Origin of the sequence: Siccirubricoccus sp. G192, from assembly GCF_019084075.1 — a bacterium.
GTDB lineage: Bacteria > Pseudomonadota > Alphaproteobacteria > Acetobacterales > Acetobacteraceae > G192.
Genome location: NZ_JAHREN010000001.1, coordinates 1704407 through 1724666, shown reverse-complemented (window position 1 = coordinate 1724666; position 20260 = coordinate 1704407). Strand labels below are relative to the sequence as shown.

15 protein-coding genes and 2 pseudogenes are annotated in these 20260 nt (G+C 72.2%); 7 read left to right on the top strand and 10 right to left on the bottom strand.

All coding sequences use genetic code 11. From position 1 onward, the window contains the following. The first annotated feature begins 47 nt into the window (after window positions 1-47). The 5 genes from KSF81_RS08175 (at window position 48) to KSF81_RS08155 (ending at window position 4827) form a co-directional block, all read left to right on the top strand. Window positions 48-824 (top strand): enoyl-CoA hydratase/isomerase family protein, encoded by a 777-nt coding sequence (locus KSF81_RS08175; protein ID WP_217378552.1) that lies wholly within the window; start codon window positions 48-50, stop codon window positions 822-824. 29 nt (window positions 825-853) lie between these two features. Then, entirely contained in the window at window positions 854-1840 is a 987-nt protein-coding gene (locus tag KSF81_RS08170; RefSeq protein ID WP_217378551.1) for a tripartite tricarboxylate transporter substrate binding protein, read from the top strand. Window positions 1841-1892: 52 nt separating this feature from the next. Beyond that, on the top strand, window positions 1893-2849 hold the full coding sequence (locus KSF81_RS08165; protein ID WP_217378550.1) for a tripartite tricarboxylate transporter substrate binding protein: 957 nt from the start codon (window positions 1893-1895) through the stop codon (window positions 2847-2849). Between the two features lie 150 nt (window positions 2850-2999). Next, window positions 3000-3356 carry a response regulator gene (locus KSF81_RS08160; protein WP_217378549.1) on the top strand — a complete coding sequence of 119 codons (357 nt, stop codon included), beginning with the start codon at window positions 3000-3002 and terminating at the stop codon, window positions 3354-3356. Window positions 3357-3765: 409 nt separating this feature from the next. Next, window positions 3766-4827, top strand: a complete 1062-nt coding sequence (locus tag KSF81_RS08155) for a hypothetical protein (protein ID WP_217378548.1) — start codon at window positions 3766-3768, stop codon at window positions 4825-4827. 18 nt (window positions 4828-4845) lie between these two features. Here the strand turns inward: KSF81_RS08155 and KSF81_RS08150 are convergent, their stop codons facing one another. Continuing rightward, window positions 4846-6120 carry a solute carrier family 23 protein gene (locus KSF81_RS08150; RefSeq protein WP_217378547.1) on the bottom strand — a complete coding sequence of 425 codons (1275 nt, stop codon included), beginning with the start codon at window positions 6118-6120 and terminating at the stop codon, window positions 4846-4848. A 765-nt stretch (window positions 6121-6885) separates the two neighbouring features. Here KSF81_RS08150 and KSF81_RS08145 point away from each other — a divergent pair. Then, the gene (locus KSF81_RS08145) at window positions 6886-8268 is read left to right on the top strand and encodes a hypothetical protein (protein WP_217378546.1); all 1383 of its coding nucleotides are present in this window, start codon (window positions 6886-6888) and stop codon (window positions 8266-8268) included. Window positions 8269-8339: 71 nt separating this feature from the next. Here KSF81_RS08145 and KSF81_RS08140 read toward each other — a convergent pair. From KSF81_RS08140 to gpmI, 5 genes and pseudogenes are all read right to left on the bottom strand, one after another. Continuing rightward, a pseudogene (locus KSF81_RS08140) lies at window positions 8340-8829 on the bottom strand (RNA pyrophosphohydrolase). Between the two features lie 10 nt (window positions 8830-8839). Further along, a complete protein-coding gene (locus KSF81_RS08135; RefSeq protein ID WP_217378545.1) occupies window positions 8840-10099 on the bottom strand; it encodes a divergent polysaccharide deacetylase family protein in 1260 nt (419 codons plus the stop codon). Window positions 10100-10122: 23 nt separating this feature from the next. Next, window positions 10123-11517 (bottom strand): S41 family peptidase, encoded by a 1395-nt coding sequence (locus KSF81_RS08130; RefSeq protein ID WP_217378544.1) that lies wholly within the window; start codon window positions 11515-11517, stop codon window positions 10123-10125. A gap of 138 nt (window positions 11518-11655) precedes the next feature. After that, complete coding sequence (locus KSF81_RS31330) at window positions 11656-12900, bottom strand: peptidoglycan DD-metalloendopeptidase family protein (protein WP_217378543.1); 1245 nt, start codon at window positions 12898-12900, stop codon at window positions 11656-11658. After that, a pseudogene (gene gpmI / locus KSF81_RS08120) lies at window positions 12897-14433 on the bottom strand (2,3-bisphosphoglycerate-independent phosphoglycerate mutase). Before gpmI ends, KSF81_RS31330 begins: the two are co-directional and overlap by 4 nt. 187 nt (window positions 14434-14620) lie before the next feature. Here gpmI and KSF81_RS08115 point away from each other — a divergent pair. Beyond that, window positions 14621-16201, top strand: coding sequence for a transposase (locus tag KSF81_RS08115; RefSeq protein ID WP_217377341.1), 1581 nt, complete (start codon window positions 14621-14623; stop codon window positions 16199-16201). Window positions 16202-16284: 83 nt separating this feature from the next. Here the strand turns inward: KSF81_RS08115 and KSF81_RS08110 are convergent, their stop codons facing one another. The 4 genes from KSF81_RS08110 to rsfS all read right to left on the bottom strand — a co-directional run bounded on the left by KSF81_RS08110 (window position 16285) and on the right by rsfS (window position 19455). Then, entirely contained in the window at window positions 16285-17094 is an 810-nt protein-coding gene (locus tag KSF81_RS08110; protein ID WP_254453419.1) for an SDR family NAD(P)-dependent oxidoreductase, read from the bottom strand. A gap of 52 nt (window positions 17095-17146) precedes the next feature. After that, a complete protein-coding gene (locus KSF81_RS08105; protein WP_217378542.1) occupies window positions 17147-17845 on the bottom strand; it encodes an alpha/beta hydrolase in 699 nt (232 codons plus the stop codon). Window positions 17846-18370: 525 nt separating this feature from the next. After that, window positions 18371-18829 carry a 23S rRNA (pseudouridine(1915)-N(3))-methyltransferase RlmH gene (locus KSF81_RS08100; protein WP_217381612.1) on the bottom strand — a complete coding sequence of 153 codons (459 nt, stop codon included), beginning with the start codon at window positions 18827-18829 and terminating at the stop codon, window positions 18371-18373. An 8-nt stretch (window positions 18830-18837) separates the two neighbouring features. Further along, window positions 18838-19455 (bottom strand): ribosome silencing factor, encoded by a 618-nt coding sequence (gene rsfS, locus KSF81_RS08095; RefSeq protein WP_254453418.1) that lies wholly within the window; start codon window positions 19453-19455, stop codon window positions 18838-18840. Between the last annotated feature and the right edge of the window lie 805 nt (window positions 19456-20260).

Here is a 20260-nt window from a genome sequence, read left to right as displayed (position 1 = left end):
CAAGCCTGGTCTAGACTGGCCCGAATCACAGGCCAGGAGGGCGCCCGATGGAAGACCTGCTCTACGAGCTGCGCGACGGCATCGGCTTCGTCACCCTGAACCGGCCGCAGGCGCGCAATGCCCTCACCTTCCCGATGTATGAGCGCCTGGCCGGCATCTGCGGCGAGATCGCGGGCGACCCCGCGGTGCGCGCCCTGGTCGTCACCGGCAGCGGCGAGAAGGCTTTCGCCGCCGGCACCGATATCGGCCAGTTCACCAGCTTCCGCACCGCCGAGGATGCACTGGCCTATGAGGAACGGATCGACCGCGTCCTGACCGCCATCGAGGACTGCCCGAAGCCCACCATCGCCGCCATCGCCGGGGCGGCCACCGGCGGCGGCGCCGCCATTGCCGCGGTCTGCGACATGCGGATCGGCGCCGCCAATGCCCGCATCGGCTTCCCCATCGCCAAGACCCTCGGCAATTGCCTCTCCATGGCGAATTACGGGCGTCTGGCGGCGCTGATCGGCCCGGCCCGGGTCATCGACCTGATCTATACCGCCCGGCTGATCGGCGCCGAGGAGGCCAAGGCCATCGGCCTGCTCTCCGAGGTGCTGCCGGACCACGCCGCGCTCCAGGCCCGCGCCGAGGAACTGGCGCGCGGCATCGCCGCCAATGCGCCGCTCACCATGCGCGCCACCAAGGAGGCGATGCGCCGGCTCCGCCTCGCCGCCCGCCAGGTGCCAGGTGACGACCTGGTGGCGATGTGCTTCACCAGCCGCGACTTCCGGGAAGGCGTGGAGAGCTTCCTCACCCGCCGCCCGCCTGTCTGGACCGGCACCTGAAGACCAAGACCGCACCACCGGAGAAACGCATGCTCACCCGCCGCCCCCTGCTTGCCGGCGCCGCGCTGCTCGCCGCGCCGCGCCTGGCCCGCGCCCAGGCCGCCTATCCGACCCGCCCCATCACCATGCTGGTCGGCTTCGCCCCCGGCGGCGGCACCGACATCATCTCCCGCCTGCTGCAACCCGCGCTGCAACAGGAGCTTGGCCAGCCGATCGCGGTGGAGAACCGGCCGGGCGCCAGCGGCACCATCGCGGCGCTGGCCGGCACCCGCGCCCAGCCGGACGGCTATACGCTGTTCATGACCACGGTCAGCGCCTCCGCCGTGGTGCCGCCGCAGATGCACCCGCCGCCCTTCGACATCTACCGCGACCAGACGCCGATCGTGCTGGCGGCCACCGTCCCGCTGGTGGCGGTGGTGCCGCTGAACTCGCCGGCGCAGGACCTGAAGGGGCTGATCGAGTATGCGCGGGCCAATCCGGGCAAGCTCAACTACTCCTCCTCCGGCGTCGCCACGCAGCAGCACCTGGCGGCCGAACTGCTGGCGAGCCGGGCCGGCATCCAGATGACGCATGTGCCCTTCCGCGGCACCGGCCAGGCGGTGAACGAGATCCTGGCCGGGCGGATCGACCTCGCCATCGACACCTTCCCCACCTACCTGCCGCATATCCGCGCCGGGCGCGTGCGGGTGCTGGCCACCACCATGCCGCAGCGCGTGGAATGGCTGCCCGAGGTGCCGACCATCGCCGAATCCCGCTTCGAGGGCTTCAGCGCCCCGGACTTCAACGCCAATGTCTGGTACATGCTGATGGGCCCGCCGAACCTGCCGGCAGCGCTCAGCGAGCGGCTGGCGGGGGCGGTGAACAAGGCGCTGGCGGACCCGACCATGCGCCCGCGCATCCGCGATGCCGGCTTCCTGCCCGGCGGCGGCACCAGCGCCGACGCCGCCGCCCTGCTCCGGCGCGATGCCGAGCGCTACGCGGCGCTGATCCGCAACGCGAATATCCGCATCGAATAGCGGAGCCGAAACCCGGTAGCATGGCGGGGCCGTCACCGAAGGAGCCCCTGCCATGCATCGCCGGACGCTGCTGCTCGCGCCTCTCGCCGCCCCCAGCCTGGCGCGGGCGCAGGGCTACCCCGCGCGCCCGGTGCGGGTGGTAGTGCCCTTCGCCGCCGGCGGCATCATCGATGTCGTCGCCCGCATCCTGGCCGAGCCGATGACGCGCCAGCTCGGCCAGCCCGTGGTGGTGGAGAACCTGCCCGGCGCCGGCGCCACCATCGGCGCCCGCGCAGTGGCCCGGGCGGCACCGGATGGTTACACGCTGCTGCTTTCGGGCGCCGCGCATGCGGTGATGGCGGCGCTCTATCCCGATCTCGGCTTCGATCCGCTGGCGGATTTCGCGCCCATCGCCCTGCTCGGCAACCAGCCCTTCGTGGTGGCGGTGCATCCCTCGGTGCCGGCGCGGGATGTGCCGGGGCTGCTCGCCTGGCTGCGGGCGCGCAAGGGCGAGGCGAATTTCGCCACGACCGGCATCGGCGCCGCCTCGCACCTCGCGGGCGAATTGCTGAAGCGGCTGGCCGGGGTGGAATTCACCACCGTCACCTATCGCGGCACGCCCCAGGCGGTGACGGATCTGGTGGCCGGCCGCGCCGACCTGATGATCGACAGCCAGACCCTGCTGGCGCCGCTCGCGCGGGATGGCAGGGTACGGGCGCTGGCGGTCACCACCCCCACGCGCTCCCGCCTGTTGCCGGACCTGCCGACCCTGGCGGAGGCGGGGGTCGCGGGCTACGCGGCCTCCTCCTGGCAGTCCTTGCAGGCGCCCGCCGGCACCCCGCCCGCCATCCTGGAGCGGCTCTCCCGCGCCGCCAGCGCCGCCCTGGCCGAACCCACGGTGCAGCAGCGCTATGCCGAGGCCGGGCTGGAGCCGCTGGAGGGTGACCCTGCCGAGGCGGCCCGCTTCCTCCGCGCCGAAGCGGAGAAGTGGGAGCCGATCCTGCAGGCTACCGGAGCACGCGCGGGCTAATGCAACCAACGGTAGCAGACCACGACATTGTGCGATTCACTTCTGCATCCCAGGGTTGCGACGAAGCGTAACAAGCTCATGCAATAGCATGCAGCGATAGGCGCGATCATGGTCCTTGCAGATAACGGGTCCGAAGCGGATGTCCTGGTCGTGGAAGATGAGGCCCTCGTCCGCCTCCTGATCTGCGATTGCCTCCTGGATGAGGGAATGGCGGTCGCCGAGACCTGGAACGCCGAATGCGCCTTCGGCATCGCCGCACGCCGCCTGACCGAGGAGGCGGTGCTGGTGACGGACCTCAACCTCGGGCCGCGGGAACTCAATGGTCTCGACCTCGCGGCCGAGATGCGGCGGCGCCTGCCGCGCATCGGCGTTGTCTATGTGACCGGCAATCCCGAATGGGTCATCGACCGCGGCAGGCCGCTGGAGGATTGGGAACGCCTGGTGGCCAAGCCCTTCCTGCCCTCCCAGCTTGTCGAGGCGGTGCGGGCGGTCTGCCCACGGGGCTGAGTGGCCCGGTCGTCCGCAGGCGAAGCCGGAGGGCGTGAATCGGTCCGCAGGATACAAGTGGCCCGGCCGTCCGCAGGCGCAGCCGGAGGGCGTGAACCGGTCCGCAAGATGCAAACAGGCGCCCGGCGCGGCGAAGCTGCCGCGCGCCATCCCGGGCGGGCCGCCGCAACAGGGCTTGCGCGGCCATTTGGCGGATGGCCGCCAGCGCTGAAGGCCGGTATGGATGGAAGCAGGGCCTTGGGCTATCGGCCTGTCCTGAAATCGGTCGTCCCGCCGGCGGCCTGGCAGTGGCCCGCCGGTCCGCTGCCGCATTGCAGGGACGTGAATGACGCCAGCAAACCCCACCGCCCCGGCCCGGCCGGGGCGCTCCGCTCCTCTGTTGCAGCCTGCCTTCAGGACCAGGGTCGGCATGATGCTTGGCGCCGCTGCCCGTCTCGCGCGCGCCGCGCTGCTGCTGCTTGCCGGCTGCGCCGGGGTCGGGCCGCAGCAGTTGGAGGTGGACCAGATGGGCTATGCCGCCACCCTGGGCGAAGGGCTGAAGCGGCAGATGCTGCTGAACATGGTGCGCCTGCGCTATGCGGATGTGCCGACCTTCCTCTCGGTCAGCCAGCTCATCTCCGGCTATACCGTGCAAGGCACGGCGCAGGCCGGGCTCAACGCCTATCCGAATGCCGCCCCGGGCAATTTCGCCACCCTGTCCGGCACGGTGCAATATACCAGCCGCCCCACCTTCACCTTCACGCCGGTGACGGGGGAGCAATTCGCGCAATCCTACCTGCGGCCGCTCGCCCCGGTGGAACTGCTCTCGCTGGCGCAGAGCGGCGCGCCGATCGACCTGCTGTTCCGGCTCGGGGTCCAGTCGGTGAACGGGTTGCCGAATGGCGCGACAAGCGGTGGCGCGTCGCAGCAGGCTTCCGGCGGCTTCCAGGAGCTGATGCGCGCGCTGCGTGCCATCCAGGCCACCAGCGCGGTGAGCCTGCGCTTCGAGCGCCATCCGGCCGCCGGCCGGGTCTATCTGCTGCTCGATGGCGGCGACCCGCGCAGCGGGGCGGCGGTGCGCGAGGCCCGGCGGCTGCTCGGCATCGGGCCGGCGGCGCGCGAGGTCGAGGTCGTCTATGGGCGCAACCCCGGCGGTCCTGGCCAGGTCGCGGTGCTGACGCGCTCGGTGCTGCAGATCCTCCACGAGCTCGGTTCGCAGATCGAGGTGCCGGCGGCGGATGTCCGGCGCGGCGAAACCCCCGCCACCGATGCGGCGGCGGCGGATCCGCGGGACCGCCTGGTCCGCGTGCACCAGGGGCCGCGCGCGCCGTCGGATGCCTATGCCGCCATCCCCTATCGCGACCGCTGGTTCTGGATCGAGGCCGGCGACTACCGCTCCAAGGCGGCCTTCGCCTTCGCCTATGTCCTGCAGGTGCTGGCGGAGAGCAGCAGCCGCCAGCCGACCCCGGTCATCACGATCCCGGCGCAATAAGGGGTAGCAGCTTCAGGTTCAACGCCGCCCGCCCAGCAGCGCATGCAGCAGGATCGCGCCGAAGGTCGCCGTGCCGATCCCGCCCAGCGCGAACTCCCCGAAGCGCAGCGTGAAATCCCCGGTGCCCAGGATCAGCGTGACGGCCGCCACCATCAGGTTGCGCGGCTCGGCGAAATCCACCCGGTTCTCCACCCAGATCCGCGCCCCTGCCACGGCGATCAGCCCGAAGACCACGATGCTGACGCCGCCCATCACCGGCAGCGGGATGGCCCCGATCAGCGCCCCGAATTTCGGCGAGAAGCCCAGGCCCACGGCCACCAGCGCCGCCACCACGAAAAGCGCCGTGGAATAGATGCGGGTCGCCGCCATCACCCCGATATTCTCGGCATAGGTGGTTACGCCGGTGCCGCCCGCCGCGCCGGCCACCATGGTGGCCAAGCCGTCGCCGAGGAAGGCGCGGCCCATATGCGGGTCCATGCTGCGCCCGGTCATGGCGCCCACCGCCTTCAGATGCCCGAGATTCTCCGCCACCAGCACGATCGCCACCGGCACGATCAGCAGCATGGCGCGGGTCTCGAAGACCGGCGCCGCCAGGCGCGGCAGGCCGAACCAGGGCGCCGCCGCCACCGCGGAAAGGTCGAGCGGCCGGCCCATGCCGAGCCCATTGGTCAGCAGCGCGTAGAGCAGGCTCGCCAGCAGCAGCCCGGCCAGGATCAGCAGCCTTTGCAGCAGTCCGCGCGCCCGCACCGCGATTAGCGCGACGCAGAGGATGGTCAGCGCCTGCATCCAGGCATCGAAGCCGGTCGGCGCCATGGTCTTCACCGGAATGGCCGCCAGGTTCAGGCCGATGACCGCCACCACCGCGCCGGTGACGACGGGCGGCATCAGCCGCTCGATCCAGCCGGTGCCGCCGGCCATGACCAGTAGCCCGATCAGCGCCAGGCAGGCACCGCAGGCGATGATGCCGCCCAGCGCCAGCCCGAGGTTCGGGTTCGGCCCACCACCGCCCGCATAGCCGGTGGCGGCGATCACCACCGCGATGAAGGCGAAGGAGGAGCCGAGATAGCTCGGCACCTTGCCGCCGGTCACGGTGAAGAAGATCAGCGTGCCGATGCCGCTCATGAGAATGGCGAGGTTGGGGTCGAAGCCCATCAGCACCGGCGCCAGCACCGTGGAGCCGAACATGGCCACCACGTGCTGCAGGCCGAGGATGCAGGTCTGCGGCCAGGGCAGGCGTTCCTCCGGGCCGATGACCACCCCATCCTGCGGCGCCCGCAGGGTCCAGTTGAACATCCGCGACTCCCCCTCCCCAGGACGGAGAGAATGCGGTGCCAGGGCAGGGCGGAGCAACAGCCGCAGATGCAAAGGCGAGGCTCCACGGGCCGGCGGAGGCTCCATCACCAACCCGCGATCGGGTCGCCATTTTCGCGCTGACGCCGGAGACCGGGTCAAGGCGTCGTATACTATTCCCGCGCCGCTTCGTTATGGCCCGAGCCGCCGCGAGGCGTAGGCAGGCAGGGCCCGGCGCGGGTCCGGCTGCCTGCTCGCCCCCGGCGGCCAGGACCTGGTGACATCCGGCCTTGCCTGTGGGTGGGGCCGGCAATTGGAAGGGAAGGACGCGCCATGGCATCCAGCCGCCTGGGCCGGTTCGGTTTTTGGAAAAAAGCAAGCGCGGGGGCCGATGCGCCCTTCTTTGAGGAGAGGGCGCACGCCGCGCCATCGGCGCCCATCCGTGCCACCATCAGCCCGGCGGAGGAGGCCGAAAGCCATGCGCGCTGGACCCGCGCGCTGGCCCGGCAGCGGTTGCGCGGTGTCGTGACCAATACCGAGAAGGCCGCGGCCGGCATCTATGCGGCCGCCCTGGCGACGCTGCTCGGCTATCACCGGCCCTATGGCGATGTGGCGGAGGATCCGCTGCCTGGCGGGCAGGACCATGGCATCCGGCCCGCCCGGGCCGAGACGCCGGCCGACCCCGGGCAGGCGCATGCCGCCGCGGCAACCGGCCTGGACGACCCGATCCCGGATACCGGCGACAGTGTTCCGGAAATCCGGAAGTTCATGCCGGGCACCACGATCATCCCCACAGCCTTCGTCCGCGCCGTGGATGAGCGCGAGCAACTCTCGCCGAGCCAGGTCATGGCGAGCGCGGATTCCCGCAGCGGCCAGGCTGCCGAGGCGACGACGATCCACAGGGCCGAACCAGCGCCGGGCGAGGCCGAGCTCTTCATCCCGGTCAGGCACCTGCCTGCCGATGCCGCCTCCGCCGAAGCCGAGGCCATCCCTACCACGGCACCGCCTGCCAGCCGGGCTTCGAACGCAGCCGAGGCGAACCAGGCGGGACCAGGGCCAGGCAACCTCGCCGCTGCCGATTCTGGCCGGGGCCAGAACCAGGGGGAGGACGACGGGAACCAGACCCCGACGGAAAAGCTCGCCAGCCTCGAACCCAGGTCTGATCAGAATCAGGACCGGATGGGGAGCACAACCCCGGACCAGGGGAAGCTGGAAGCGATCGCCGCCGCCAACGGACCGGGCCAAAGCGAGGACCACGGCGATCCGCCAGGCCAGACGAAACAGGTGGAAGTCGCCGTCAACGGACCCGGCAACAGCCAGGACCACGGCGATCCGCCCGGTCAGGCGAAACAGGTGGAAGTCGCTGTCAACGGGCCCGGGCAAAGCCAGAACCACGGCGATCCGCCAGGCCAAGCGAAGCTGGTGGAGGTCGCCGTCAACGGGCCCGGGCAAAGCCAGGACCACGGCGTTCCGCCCGGCCAGACGAAACAGGTGGAAATCGCCGTCAACGGGCCCGGCCAAAGCCAGGACCACGGCGACCCGCCAGGCCAGGCGAAACAGGTGGAGGTCGCCGTCACCAGACCCGGCCAAAGCCAGGACCACGGCGATCCGCCCGGTCAGGCGAAACAGGTGGAGGTCGCCGTCACCAGACCCGGCCAAAGCCAGGACCACGGCGATCCGCCAAGCCAGGCGAAACAGGTGGAAGTCGCCGTCAACGGACCCGGCAACAGCCAGGACCACGGCGATCCGCCCGGCCAGACGAAGCTGGTGGAAGTCGCCGTCAACGGACCCGGCAACAGCCAGGACCATGGCGACCCGCCCGGCCAAGCAAAACAGGTGGAAGTCGCCGTCAACGGACCCGGCAACAGCCAGGACCACGGCGATCCGCCCGGCCAGACGAAACAGGTGGAAGTCGCCGCCATCGAGATCGCGCTGGACCAGGGCAACCATGGTCGGGGCCACGGCGATGGCCTCGATTTCGTCCCGATCCGGGAGGCCGATGCCGCCGACAGTGTCAGCGCCGCGCTGCATGCCGAGGCGGCCACGGACTGGGCAGCCCATCCGGGGCAGGATTCTGGCTCTCCATCAACAATGGCAATGCTGCACGGTGGCCTGCACGCCGCGGCGGAGAGCGAGATTTCGATCTTCTGACCGCGGCCCCGGGTTGAAGGCCCATCCGCTGCCGGGGTGCCGCCCCGGCAGCGACCGCGTCCTTGCTTCCCCTATCCGGCCGGCGCCGTGAAGCGGGCGAAATCGCGGGCCAGCACCTCGTAGATCGGCCGCTTGAAATCCACCGCCAGCCCCGGCAACTCGGCCAGCGCCGCCCAGCGCCAGGCTTCGAATTCCCGGATGCGGGTCGAGGTCGAGGCGGATATCGGCATCCTCGCCGGTGAAGCGCAGCGCGAACCAGCGCTGCCGCTGGCCGCGATAGCGCCCGCCCAGCGCCCGGCCGATCAGCCCCGGCGGCAGGTCGTAGCGGAGCCATTCCGGGTGTTCGGCCAGGATCTCGGCCCGGGCGGTGCCGATCTCCTCCTCCAACTCGCGGAACAGCGCGAGCCGGGGATCCTCGCCCGGGTCCAGCCCGCCCTGCGGCAATTGCCAGCCGCCGGCCGCACCCTCGGCATTCGGCAGGTCGGCCCGGCGGGCCACCAGCACCAGGCCGGCGCGGTTGAACAGCACCGCGCCGACATTGTCGCGATAGGGCAGGTCCATGGATGCGCCTTCAGGGGGTGCGGGTGGAGCGGGCAGGCTGCGCCGCGGCCTCGGTGCCGGCCCCGGCGGTGGTCCCGACAGCGGCCTCGGGGCGCCGGATCATGGCGGAAACCGGCGCCAGCACCAGGCCGCGCCCTTCCACCCCGCCGGCCCAGGCGGCGATACGGTCCACCAGCACCGGCGAGGCCTCCCCGGCATAGCCGAGCGCGCCGGCCGTCCCGCGCTCCCGCGCCAGGCGTTCCAGCGCCGCCAGCTTCCGCTCGATCTCGCTGCGGGTCGCCGGCTCATCCACCACGATGTCCACGGCGCGGCCCCAGGCGCGCTCCGCTCCGCGCACCGCTGCGGCCCGGCCCTCCGCCGGGCGCGGGTCCACATAGAGCAACCCGCGCCGGTACAGCGCCTCCTGCACCGCGCCGATGCTCTCCGGCAGCGCCGCGAAGCGCTCGCCCCGCATCGGCCCGAGCGCGCCGATGGCGCCGACATAGCCAGTGAAGCGGGACAGCACCCAGTCCAGCCGGTCCGCGTTCTCGGCCGCCGGCAGGCCGGTCAGCAGGGCGCGGTCGCCAGCATTGTTGAGGTTCGGGTGGCCTGGCGGCTCCAGCGGCAGGCCGACCAGGATCTCCATCCCCTTGGCCCGCGCCTGGTCCAGCAGCAGGGCGACATGCGGGGAATAGGGGCTGAAGCCGAGCGTCACGCCGCCGGGCAGGCGGCGCACCGCCTCCTCGGTCAGCGCCGCGTTCATGCCGAGCCCGCCGACGATCAGCCCCAGCCTCGGCCGCGGGTCCTGCCGGTCGAAGGGGCGGCCATAGGTGCGGATGGCGGTGCGGCCCTCCGGCCCGATGCGCGGCAGCGGTCCATGCGGCCCCGGCTCCAGCAGGGCCGGATCGGCGGCGGGGATGGGCCGGCCGGACTGGGCGGGGGCCGGGACGCGGAGGGCGGCATCGAGCAGCGGCGGAGGCGCCGGTGCCGCCGGTGGCGCGGCGGGCTTGGCGGACGAAGCCGCCAGGGGAAGGGCTGGGGCAGCGGCCGGTTCGGGGGCCGTGAGGCTGGCCGCCACCTGGGCTGGCGCCGCTTCCACGACGGCTGGCCCGAGGGCCGGCGCAGTGGCCGCGACCGGCGCCTCCGGCGGACCCAGCCAGGCCAGCAGCCCGGCGCCGCCGCCAAGCAACGCCAGCAGCACCGCCCAGAACAGCAGCAGCCCTGCCCAGCCCGAAACGACAGGAAGCCGCCAGCGGAAAGGCGGGCCCGCTTCGGCGCCCTCCTCCCGCATGACCGGCGCGGTGTCGGCGGCCCTCAGCGCGCGGCGGCGCGGCGCGCCGGGGTATTCGCCGCGGCCAGGTTCCGCAGCAACTGGGTCGCCTGCTGCAGCTGGAAGTCGGTTTCCGGCTTGGTCGCATCGAAGGCAGGGGCGCCCTCAGCCGGCAGCCGCGTCACGCGCTCAACGATGCCGGGCGGCAATTGCAGCGGCGGGATGGCGGCGCCGGCCGGCTGCTGCACGCCGCTCTCATTCCGCAGGGCGCGGCGCAGATCCGCCTCCCGCTCCCGCGGGATGGTGGCGGTGGCCTCCTGGCGCTGCGCCAGCACCTCGATATCCGGCTCGATCCCGGTGGCCTGGATGGAGCGGCCGGAGGGCGTGTAGTAGCGCGCCGTGGTGAGGCGGATGGCGCCATTGCCGGGGATGGGCATGACGGTCTGCACGCTGCCCTTGCCGAAGGATTTCACGCCCAGCACGATGGCCCGGCGGTGGTCCTGCAGCGCGCCCGCCACGATCTCGCTGGCGCTGGCGCTGCCGCCATTGATCAGCACCACCACCGGCAGGCCCTGGGCGATATCGCCCGGCTTGGCGTTCCAGCGCTGCGCATCCTCGGGCCGGCGAGCGCGGGTGGAGACGATCTCGCCGTGGTCTAGGAAGTCGTCGGTCACCTGCACGGCCTGGTCGAGCAGCCCGCCGGGATTGTTGCGGAGATCCAGCACCAGCCCCTTCAGGTTGGCGCCGGCCTGGCTGCGCAGCGACTGCATCGCGCGGCGCAGCCCGGCATCGGTCTGCTCGTTGAAGGAGGTGAGGCGGATATAGCCGATATCGCCGCCCTCCATGCGGAAGCGCACTACCTGCGGCCGGATCACCTCCCGCGTCAGGGAGAGCTCGATCGGCCGGTCGGCGCCCTCGCGGCGGATGGTGATCTTGATGGAGGTGCCGCGCTCGCCGCGCATCTGCTCCACCGCTTCCTGGAGCGAGAGGCCCTGCACGGAATGGCCGTTGAGATGCGTGATGAGGTCGCCGGCCTTGACCCCGGCGCGGGCCGCCGGCGTCTCGTCGATCGGCGAGATGACCTTGATGTAGCCGCCTTCCTGCGTCACCTCGATGCCGAGGCCGCCGAATTCGCCCCGCGTCTGCACCTGCATGTCGCGGTAGCTGCGCTGGTTCAGGTAGGAACTGTGCGGGTCGAGCCCGGTCAGCATGCCGTTGATCGCGTTCTCGATCGCGTCGCGGTCCTGGATCGGCTCGACATATTCGGCGCGGACCCTTTCGAAGACATCGCCGAACAGGTTGAGCAGGCGATAGGTCTCCGCCCTTCCGCCTTCCTGCGCAACGGCCTGCACGACGGGAATGGCGACCACCGGTCCGATAACGACCCCGGCGACGAATGCCGCCGCCACCGCACCTGCCGTCCGACCCCTGCGCTTCATATAACCACCTTGATCCCTTTGCGGCGCCGCCATCCTGGCCGCGCCCTGCCAATAGCCCCGCATCCTATAGTCCAGCCGGCCCGAAGGGCGAGTTAAGCGCACCCCATCCGAACCGGCCCCGGTATCAAAGCCGGGCCGTCAGCCCCGGGCGGCGAGCCAGCCACGCGGGTCGATCGGCTTGCCGCGGCGCCGAAGCTCCACATAGAGCGAGGCCTTGCCACTTGGCTCCGCCCCGTCGCCAAGCTGCCCGACCGGCTCCCCGGCCAATACTCGCTGGCCGGGCGAGGCATCCAGCCGGTCCAGCCCGCCCAGGACAAAATGGTAGCCGTCCCCGCAATCCACAATCAACAAAAGCCCGTAGCTGCGGAAAGGCGCGCCGAAAACCACCCGGCCGCCGCAGGGGCTCACCACCCGGGCCCCGGCGGGGGCCTGGAAGGTCAGGCCGCGGGCCGGCCCGCCCTCCCCTACCGCGCCGTATTCCCGCACCACCCGCCCGGCGACCGGCACGGCGCGGCCGCCGCGGGCCATGGGCTCCGGCGGCTCGGCCTGCCGGGCGGCGGCGGTGCGCGGCTCGGGCCGGGCCTCCGGGGAAGGCCGCTCGGCCGCAGCGCGGGCTTCCGCCCGGGCCCGTGCCGCCTCGGCGCGGGCCGCCTCGGCCTCCCGCCGTGCCTCCTCCCGCTGCAACCGGGCCAGGGCGCCGCCGAGGTCCTTGGCGCGGGCGGCGCTGGCGGCGGCGCGGCGAGCCGCCTCGGTGGCGGCATCCTCCGCCTCGGCCCGGTTTTCGCGGGCCGCCTGCAACTCAACCTCCAGCGCGGCGGCGGCGGTGCGGGCGGCGGCCTCGGCCCGGCCGAATTCGGCCGCCCGGGTGGTGGATTCGGTGGCGCGCCGCTCGGCCTCCCCGGCCAGGCGGCGGAATGCCACCGCCTCCGCCGCCAGTCCGCGCGAGAGGCCCTGCAGGACCAGCAAGCCACGCAGCGCCTCCTCCGGCGGGGCGGGCACCGCCAGCAGGGATTCCGCCGGCCAGAGAGCGAGGCGGAGCATCACTGGAATGGCGGGCGAGAGCGCCGCCATGCGCTCCCGCAGCGCCGCCCCGGCGGCGGCGGCGGCGGCCTCGGCGGCCCGCAACTGGTCGCCCGCATCGGAGAGGCGCTGTTCCGCGGCCTGGAGCCGCCTGGCCGCCTCCACCCGCCGCTCCGCCAGGCGGTGCTCCTCGGCCGCCGCGGCGCGGGCGGCCTGGGCCGCCGCCTCGGAGGCGGCCTGCTCGGCCCGCGCGGCGCGCTGGGCATCCTGCACGGCGCCGGGGCTCGGCTGGGCGAGGATCGGCGCCGCGCCGAGCGCCAGCAGCAGGGCGAGGCCCGCGCCGATCCGGCGCCCGGCGCTCACCCCTCCCGCAGCAGCGAATGCCCGGTCATCGCCGCCGGCTGTGGCAGGCCGAGCAATGCCAGCAGGGTCGGTGCGACATCGGCCAGGCTGCCATCCGCCAACCGGGCACCAGGGGGCCCGCCGGCCAGCAGCACCGGCACCGGGTTGGTGGTATGGGCGGTATGCGGGCCACCGGTCACCGGGTCGCGCATCATTTCGCAATTGCCGTGGTCGGCGGTGACGAGCAGCGCGCCACCCTGGCCGCGCACCGCTTCCAGGATGCGGCCAAGCCCGGCATCCACCGTCTCCACCGCGCGGATGGCGGCGGGCAGGCTGCCGGTATGGCCGACCATGTCGGGATTGGCGAAATTCAGCACGATCAGGTCGTACTTCCCCGTCTTGATGGCCTCCACCGCCTTCGCGGCCAGTTCGGGCGCCGACATCTCGGGCTGGAGGTCATAGGTGGCGACCTTGGGGGATGGGACCATGATGCGGTCCTCGCCGGGATAGGGCCGCTCCTCGCCGCCGTTCAGGAAATAGGTGACATGCGGATACTTCTCCGTCTCCGCCATGCGCAACTGCGTCAGGCCGGCATCGGCCACCACGCTGCCGAGGATGTCCACCATGCTCTGTGGCGCGAAGAGCGTGCTGAGGAAGGCGTTCAGCGCCGTGGAATATTCCGTCATCCCCGCCGCCGCCGCGAAGCGGATGGTCCTGCCGCGCGGGAAGCCCTGGAAGCCCGGGTCGAGCAGCGCCGCCAGGATCTCCCGCACCCGGTCGGCGCGGAAGTTGAAGCAGAGGATGCCGTCGCCGTCCCGCATCCCCGCGTAATCGCCGATGCGGGTGGCGGGGACGAATTCATCGGTGATGTCGCGCGCATGCGCGGCCTCGACGGCGGCGATGGCGTCCGGCGCCTGCTCCCCCCTCGGCCGAAACCATCACCGCATAGGCCTTGGCGACGCGGTCCCAGCGGTTGTCGCGGTCCATTGCGAAGTAGCGGCCGGTGACGGTGGCGATGCGGACATCCTGCAGGCCGGCGATATCCGCCATCAGGGTGCCGACATAGCCGGGCGCGGCGCGCGGCGGCGTGTCGCGACCATCGGTGAAGAGGTGCAGCGCCACCGGAATCCGGGCTTCCGAAAGGATGCGGGCCAGCGCCGCCGCGTGCTTCTGGTGGCTATGGACGCCGCCGGGGGAGAGCAGCCCCATCAGATGGCAGGTGCCGCCGGAGGCCCGCAGCTTCGCGATCAGTTCCTGCAATGCCGGCAGCCGGGCGATGGAGCCATCCGCCACCGCCGCATCGATGCGCGGCAGGTCCTGCATCACCACCCGCCCGGCGCCGAGATTGAGGTGGCCGACCTCGGAATTCCCCATCTGCCCCTCCGGCAGGCCGACCGCCTGGCCGGAGGTGCGGAGGAAGGCATGCGGCCCCGCGGCCCAGAGCGCGTCGAAGACCGGCGTGCGGGCCTGGCGCACGGCATTGTCCGCCACCTCCTCGCGCCAGCCCCATCCGTCGAGGACGACGAGCATCACGGGTTTCGGGGCATTGGGCATGGGGATCCTCGTGGCCTGCACCATAGGCGGCGGCTTAGAGCATTTCCCGGCGAAGGGTAAGCCGATCGCCCCGGAAAACGCGCCGGAAACAATGGGCTAGGAAGCCCCACCGTAAGTGGGGCAAAACCTGTTGCGAGGGTGCGGTTTGCCCTTCCCAGGTGTCGGCTGGTCTGATTCCCTCGGGAGCATGGTCCCGCCTGCCGATCCTGACACGCTGTCGCCGGCCGAGCTGAAGGCGCTGGTCAGCGCCCTGCTCGGCGAGGTGGCGGAGCTCGAGCGGATTGTGGCGGCGCAGCGCGAGGAGATCGCCCGCCTCAAGGGACTGAAGGGTCGGCCCGCGATCAAGCCGAGCGGGATGGAGCAGGCGAGCGAGCCGACGCCGCCGCGCGAGCGCCCCGACCGTCGTGGCCGCGGCAAGGTGGTGCCGCGGGTGGCGGTGGAGGCGCGGGTGCTGCGGGCCACGGTGCCGCCCGGCTCGCGGTTCCAGGGCTACCAGGACTTCCTGGTGCAGGACCTCATCATGCGGACGGAGGCGGTGTGCTACCGGCGCGAGCGCTGGCTGACGCCGGAGGGGCGGCTGGTCGTTGCGCGCTTGCCGGGCGGGGTGGATGGCCATTTCGGCCCCGAACTCCGGCGCTACGTGCTCGCCCAGTACCATCAGGGGCAGACCACCGTGCCGCGGCTGGTGGCGCAGCTGTGGGCGGTTGGGATCGCCATCTCCAAACGGCAGGTCATGCGCCTGCTGATCGCCGGTCAGCAGCCGTTCCTGGACGAGAGCCAGGAGGTGCTGCGAGCCGGACTGGCGAGCGCGGCCTGGATCACGGTTGACGATACGGGCGCGCGGCACCGGGCGGTGAACGGCGCCTGTACGCAGATCGGCAACGCCCACTTCGCCTGGTTCGGCACCACGGCCAGCAAGAGCCGGCTGAACTTCCTGGAGCTGCTGCGGGCCGGGCACGGCGACTACGTGGTGAACGCCGAGGCGCTGGCCTACATGCGCGAGCGCGCCCTGGCCGGGCCGGTGATCGCCCGCCTGGAAGGCCATCCGCAGCGCGTCTTTGCGAACCAGGCGACCTGGGCCGCGCACCTCGAGCGGCTCGGCATCCGCAGCATGGAGGACAGCCTCGCGCCGGCGCGCCTGGCCACCGAAGGCGCGCTCTGGGGTGCCATCAAGGCACATGGCCTGCTGCCGGGGACGGTGATCGTCAGCGGCGATGCCGGCCAGTTCGCCGTCGGCGAGCACGCGCTCTGCTGGGTGCATGCCGAGCGTCTCGTCCACAAGCTCGACACCTTCACCGACCAGCAGCGGACTTCCCAGGCGCGCATCCGCGAGCTGATCTGGTGGTTCTACGCCGACCTGAAGGCGTACCAACGAGAGCCCAGCCGGCGCCGCCGGGCCGAGTTGCGGGTACGCTTCGAGCGCATCTTCAAGCGCCGCACCGGCTTCGTCGTGCTCGACCGATTGCTCGAGCGCCTGCACGCCAACAAGGCGGAACTGCTGCAGGGGCTGGACCACCCCGAAATCCCGCTGCACACCAACGGATCGGAAAACGACATCCGTGCCCAGGTCACCCGGCGCAAGATCAGCGGCGGCACCCGAAGCGACATGGGGCGCGACTGCCGTGACGCCTTCCTCGGCCTGGCCAAGACCTGCACCAAGCTCGGCCTCAGCTTCTGGGACTACCTCGGCGCCCGGCTCGGCATCGCCGGCCAGCCCACCATCCCGTACCTGCCCGACCTGGTCAGAGCGCGCTGCCAGAACGCCTGAACGCCACAGGTTTTGCCCCACTTACGCCCCACCGGCTGGGCGCCGCGGCCAGCACGCAGCCATGGCCCGGCCCACGGCTGCGCCTATCCGGCACCGCTGGACAGCGCCGCGATGGCGGTGGCGCCGGCATCCACCGGCACGATCGCCCCGGTCATCCAGCGCGCCTTGCCGGAGGCCAGGAACACCACCGCGGCGCCGACATCCCAGCCGCTGCCCTCCACCTGCAGGATGCTGCGCTTCCGTCGCGCCTCGCGCATCTCCGGCGTCATGCCCTTGGCCTGCACCATGGGCGTATAGACCATGCCCGGGCAGATGCAGTTCACCCGGATGCGGTCCTTGGCATGGTGCACCGCCATGGCCCGCGTCATGTTCACCACCGCGCCCTTCGAGGTCGGGTAGAGCAGCCCCGGATGCCCGCCGCGCAGCCCGGCGACCGAGCCGATATTCACGATGGCGCCGCCACCGGCGCGACGCATCTCCGGCACCGCGTATTTCGCCATCAGCATCATGGAGGTGACATTCACCAGCAGCCCATGGCTCCAGGCTTCGAGATCCACTTCCTCCGCCGTGCCGGGCGGGCCGCTGACGCCGACATTGTTCAGCAGGATGTCGAGCCGGCCATAGGCTTCGACCGCAGCCCGTACGATCTTCCGGCAATCCTCGGGCCGGGTCACATCGGCCTGCACCACCAGGCTCTCGCCATCCTCGGCGGCGATCATGCGCTGCGTCTCCTCGGCCCATTCGGCATTGGCATCGGCCAGCACCACCCGGGCGCCGGCGCGAGCGAAGAGGATGGCAGCGGCGCGGCCATTGCCGACACCCTCGCCGGGCCGCGAACCGGCGCCGGTGACGATGGCGACCTTGCCCTCCAGGTCGTCGGTGATGCTGTCCATGCGCTTCCCCCATCTTTTCGTGCGCGGATGCTGGCACCCGCCGGGCGCCGCTTCAACCGGCCATCAGGAAGGCCAGTGCCTCGGCGGCGACCACCTCCGGCACCTCATGGCCGCCGGGGAATTCCCTGTAGTGGCTCCGGTAGCCGGCGCGTTGCAGCCGCGGCACCAGGCGGCGGCTGCAACGCTCGATCGGCAGGATCTCGTCGGCGATGCCATGGCTGATGAAGAGGCGCGGCCGCCCCTCGAAGCGGAGCGGCGCGGCGAAACCGGGCGAGAAGGCCAGCGCATGGCTGAACAGCCCGCCATTCATCAGCGCCAGCGACAGGGCATAGGAGGCGCCGTCCGAGAAGCCGGCGATGGCGAGCCGCGCCGGGTCCACCGGCCAGGCTGCGAAGACCCGAGCCAGCGCCGCATCGATCCGCGCCACATCCGGCCCATAGCCGCCCTCCAGCACATCCCAGGTGGTGCCCAGGCTTTCCGGCAGCACCACCAGCGCCGCATCGGCGATGCTGGCGATGCGGCGCAGGCCCCGCTCGGCGGTACCGCCGGCACCGTGCAGCATGACGATCAGCGGCAGCGGCGCCTCGATGCGGCTGGCCGGCACCCGCAGCCTGCCATCCCGCGCCCCACCCATGCCGAATGGATGCAGCCCCGGCGGCAGGGGCCAGGGGGCGGCGGAGAGCATGGCTGCCGCCACGGGCCGCGGCCGCGCCAGCAGGCGGCCGGCTCCCGGGCCATCGCTCTGTGTCATGCGCCTTGCCTCCCCTGCCCTCACCCTTATGGGCGGCCGGCCCGGCCGCGCGACCCGGAGATGCGGGAGCCTGCGTCAGCGCCCCTATGGCGGCAAGGGCGGGCTCAGCCCGGTAGTGTCTCAGTTTGAAAATGGGTCGCCGAACTCTTCGTCATGCGCTGGATAGCGCCCTCTAGACTGCTAAACCAAGTACATCGGTCATTGAGATCAGTCTCTGTGAACAGCTCGATAATCTGGCTATCGTGTTGACGTATTATAGCTGCGTCCAGTGGCAGATCATAAAAGTCGGCACTCTGGACACAGACAAATGACGACTTGATCTGCTCAAAGCAGACATAACGAACGGCCCTCGATGCGCTGATCCGCTTCCAAACCATGATCTGCCGATAGAGCATCATTTATCGCGCTTCTTGTATGGCCCGCGCTTGGCGGGCGGAGCTGCATGGGTGGCGAGCCGGGACGGCGACGCGAAGCTCAACCGCTCAGGACGAAAACGGAATTGGATTTCAAGCTGAGACACTATTCTCAGCCGGGCCGCCAAGCGCGGTGATAGGGATGGCCGGCGCGGATCGCCTGGGCGCGGAACAACTGCTCCGCCAGCAGGCCACGCACCAGGAAATGCGGCCAGGTCAGCGGGCCGAGGGACAGTGCGTGGTCGGCCCGCGCCAGCACCGCCGGGTCCAGCCCCTCGGCGCCGCCGATTGCGAAGCAGAGCGGCCGGCCGCTGGCGTCCCAGCGCTCGGTCAAGGTCGCCAGCGCCTCGCTGGAGGGTGCCGCGCCGCCGAGGTCGAGCGCCACGAGCAGCGCCTGATCCGGCAGCATGGCCAGCAGCGCAGCCCCTTCGCGCCGGCGGATCTCGGCGGCGCTGCCCCGCGCCTCCGGGATCTCGGTGACGAGGGGCGGCGGGCGGAGGCGGGCGCTGTATTGCGCGAAGAGCGCCGCCTCCGGCCCCGGCTTCAGGCGACCAACCGCCAGCAGCCGGATGGCGCGGCTCACGGCTCCTCCGGGGGCTCCTCGCCGGCGGGCTCCTCGAAGCTCCACTCCTCGCCGGTGGCGTCCTCGCCGGCCGGCTCCTCCAGCACGGCCTCCGCTCGGGCAGGCTCGGCGGCGCCCTCCCCCCTCGGGCTGTCCGGTCCCCACATGCGCTCCAGCGCATAGGTTGCCCGGGCCTCCGGCTTGAAGAGATGCACCACCAGGTTGTCGGCATCGAGCAGGACCCAGTCCGGCGAGGCCTGGATCTTGTCCCGCCGCAGCCGCAGGCCGGCCTTCTCCAGCGCCTCCTGCACATGCGTCGCCATGGCCTGGAGCTGGCGGTCGACCAGGCCGGTGGCGATGATGAGGCAATCCGCGAAGCTGGCACGGCCGGTGACGTCGAGCACGACGATATTCTCGGCCTTGTCGTCCTCCAGGCTGCCGCGGGCGGCGGCGACGAGCTGCGCCAGCCGGTCCGGCGTGACCTTGGCCCGGCTCGCGGCCCGGCCTGGTCGCGCCGTGGGCATCCCGCCCGGGCCGGCGGCGAATTGCTGCTTGCGGAGCGCCGCGGCCGATGGCGCGGTGGTCGGCTTCGGCAGGGCGACACGCCGGGGCTTCGGGGATGCCGTGCGTGGCATTGCGGCCTCGGAGGCTGCGGCCTCGCGGGGGTCCGGCCGGGGGCGCGCCGCGGGACGGGCCGCCCTCGCGCCGGGCGGGACCTCCGCCGCGGCGCGGCGTGCGGGAGCCTTGGTGGCGGCACCGCGCGGCGTGGCCGACGCCGCACCGGACCGCGGCGCGGCCCGTGCCGAGGCGCCGCGTGGCGGGGCCTTCGCAGCGGAACCACGCGGCGTGCTGCCCGCAGCGCCGGACCGCGGCGCAGCCCTTGTCGAGGCACTCCGTGCCGGGGCCTTCGTGGTGGAGCCGCGCGAAGCGGCGCCCGCTGCCCCGGAACGCGGTGCCGCCTTCGCGGCGGCGCGTGGCGTGGCGCCCCGGGCCGGCACCTTCGCGGTGCCGCCACGCACCGAGGCTTTCGGCGCCGCAGCACGCGAGGCGGTCCCTGCCGCCCCGGAGCGTGGCGCAACCCTCGCCGCATTGCGTGCCGGCGCTTTCGTGGCGGTGCCACGCGAGGTGGTTGCCGCCGCGCCGGGCCGTGGTGCAGCCCTCGCCGCATTGCGTGCCGGGGCTTTCGTCGCGGCGCCACGCGAGGTGGCGCCCGCCGCCCCGGAACGTGGCGCGGGTTTCGCGGCAGCGCGTGGCGTGGCGCCCCGCGCCGGAGCCTTCGCCGTGGCACCGCGTGGCGGGGCTTTGGCCACACCGCGCGCCGCGGATTTCGCCGCCGCCCCACGCGACCCGGCCTTCGCCGCACCACCTCGGGGCGCAGGCTTCGTCGCGGGGGATTTGGCCGGGCCCGCCGCGGCGCTGCGCCGGCGGGCGGGCTTGTCC

What these genes read in the sequence shown, in the direction of transcription:
- KSF81_RS08155 (WP_217378548.1), top strand. Translation starts at nt 3,766, where the DNA reads ATGATGCTTGGCGCCGCTGCCCGTCTCGCGCGCGCCGCGCTGCTGCTG.
- KSF81_RS08115 (WP_217377341.1), top strand. Translation starts at nt 14,621, where the DNA reads ATGGTCCCGCCTGCCGATCCTGACACGCTGTCGCCGGCCGAGCTGAAG.
- KSF81_RS08135 (WP_217378545.1), bottom strand. Translation starts at nt 10,099, where the DNA reads ATGCGGGAGGAGGGCGCCGAAGCGGGCCCGCCTTTCCGCTGGCGGCTT.
- KSF81_RS08150 (WP_217378547.1), bottom strand. Translation starts at nt 6,120, where the DNA reads ATGTTCAACTGGACCCTGCGGGCGCCGCAGGATGGGGTGGTCATCGGC.
- KSF81_RS08145 (WP_217378546.1), top strand. Translation starts at nt 6,886, where the DNA reads ATGCCGGGCACCACGATCATCCCCACAGCCTTCGTCCGCGCCGTGGAT.
- KSF81_RS08130 (WP_217378544.1), bottom strand. Translation starts at nt 11,517, where the DNA reads ATGAAGCGCAGGGGTCGGACGGCAGGTGCGGTGGCGGCGGCATTCGTC.
- KSF81_RS08105 (WP_217378542.1), bottom strand. Translation starts at nt 17,845, where the DNA reads ATGACACAGAGCGATGGCCCGGGAGCCGGCCGCCTGCTGGCGCGGCCG.
- KSF81_RS08175 (WP_217378552.1), top strand. Translation starts at nt 48, where the DNA reads ATGGAAGACCTGCTCTACGAGCTGCGCGACGGCATCGGCTTCGTCACC.
- KSF81_RS08165 (WP_217378550.1), top strand. Translation starts at nt 1,893, where the DNA reads ATGCATCGCCGGACGCTGCTGCTCGCGCCTCTCGCCGCCCCCAGCCTG.
- rsfS (WP_254453418.1), bottom strand. Translation starts at nt 19,455, where the DNA reads ATGCCACGCACGGCATCCCCGAAGCCCCGGCGTGTCGCCCTGCCGAAG.
- KSF81_RS08110 (WP_254453419.1), bottom strand. Translation starts at nt 17,094, where the DNA reads ATGGACAGCATCACCGACGACCTGGAGGGCAAGGTCGCCATCGTCACC.
- KSF81_RS08170 (WP_217378551.1), top strand. Translation starts at nt 854, where the DNA reads ATGCTCACCCGCCGCCCCCTGCTTGCCGGCGCCGCGCTGCTCGCCGCG.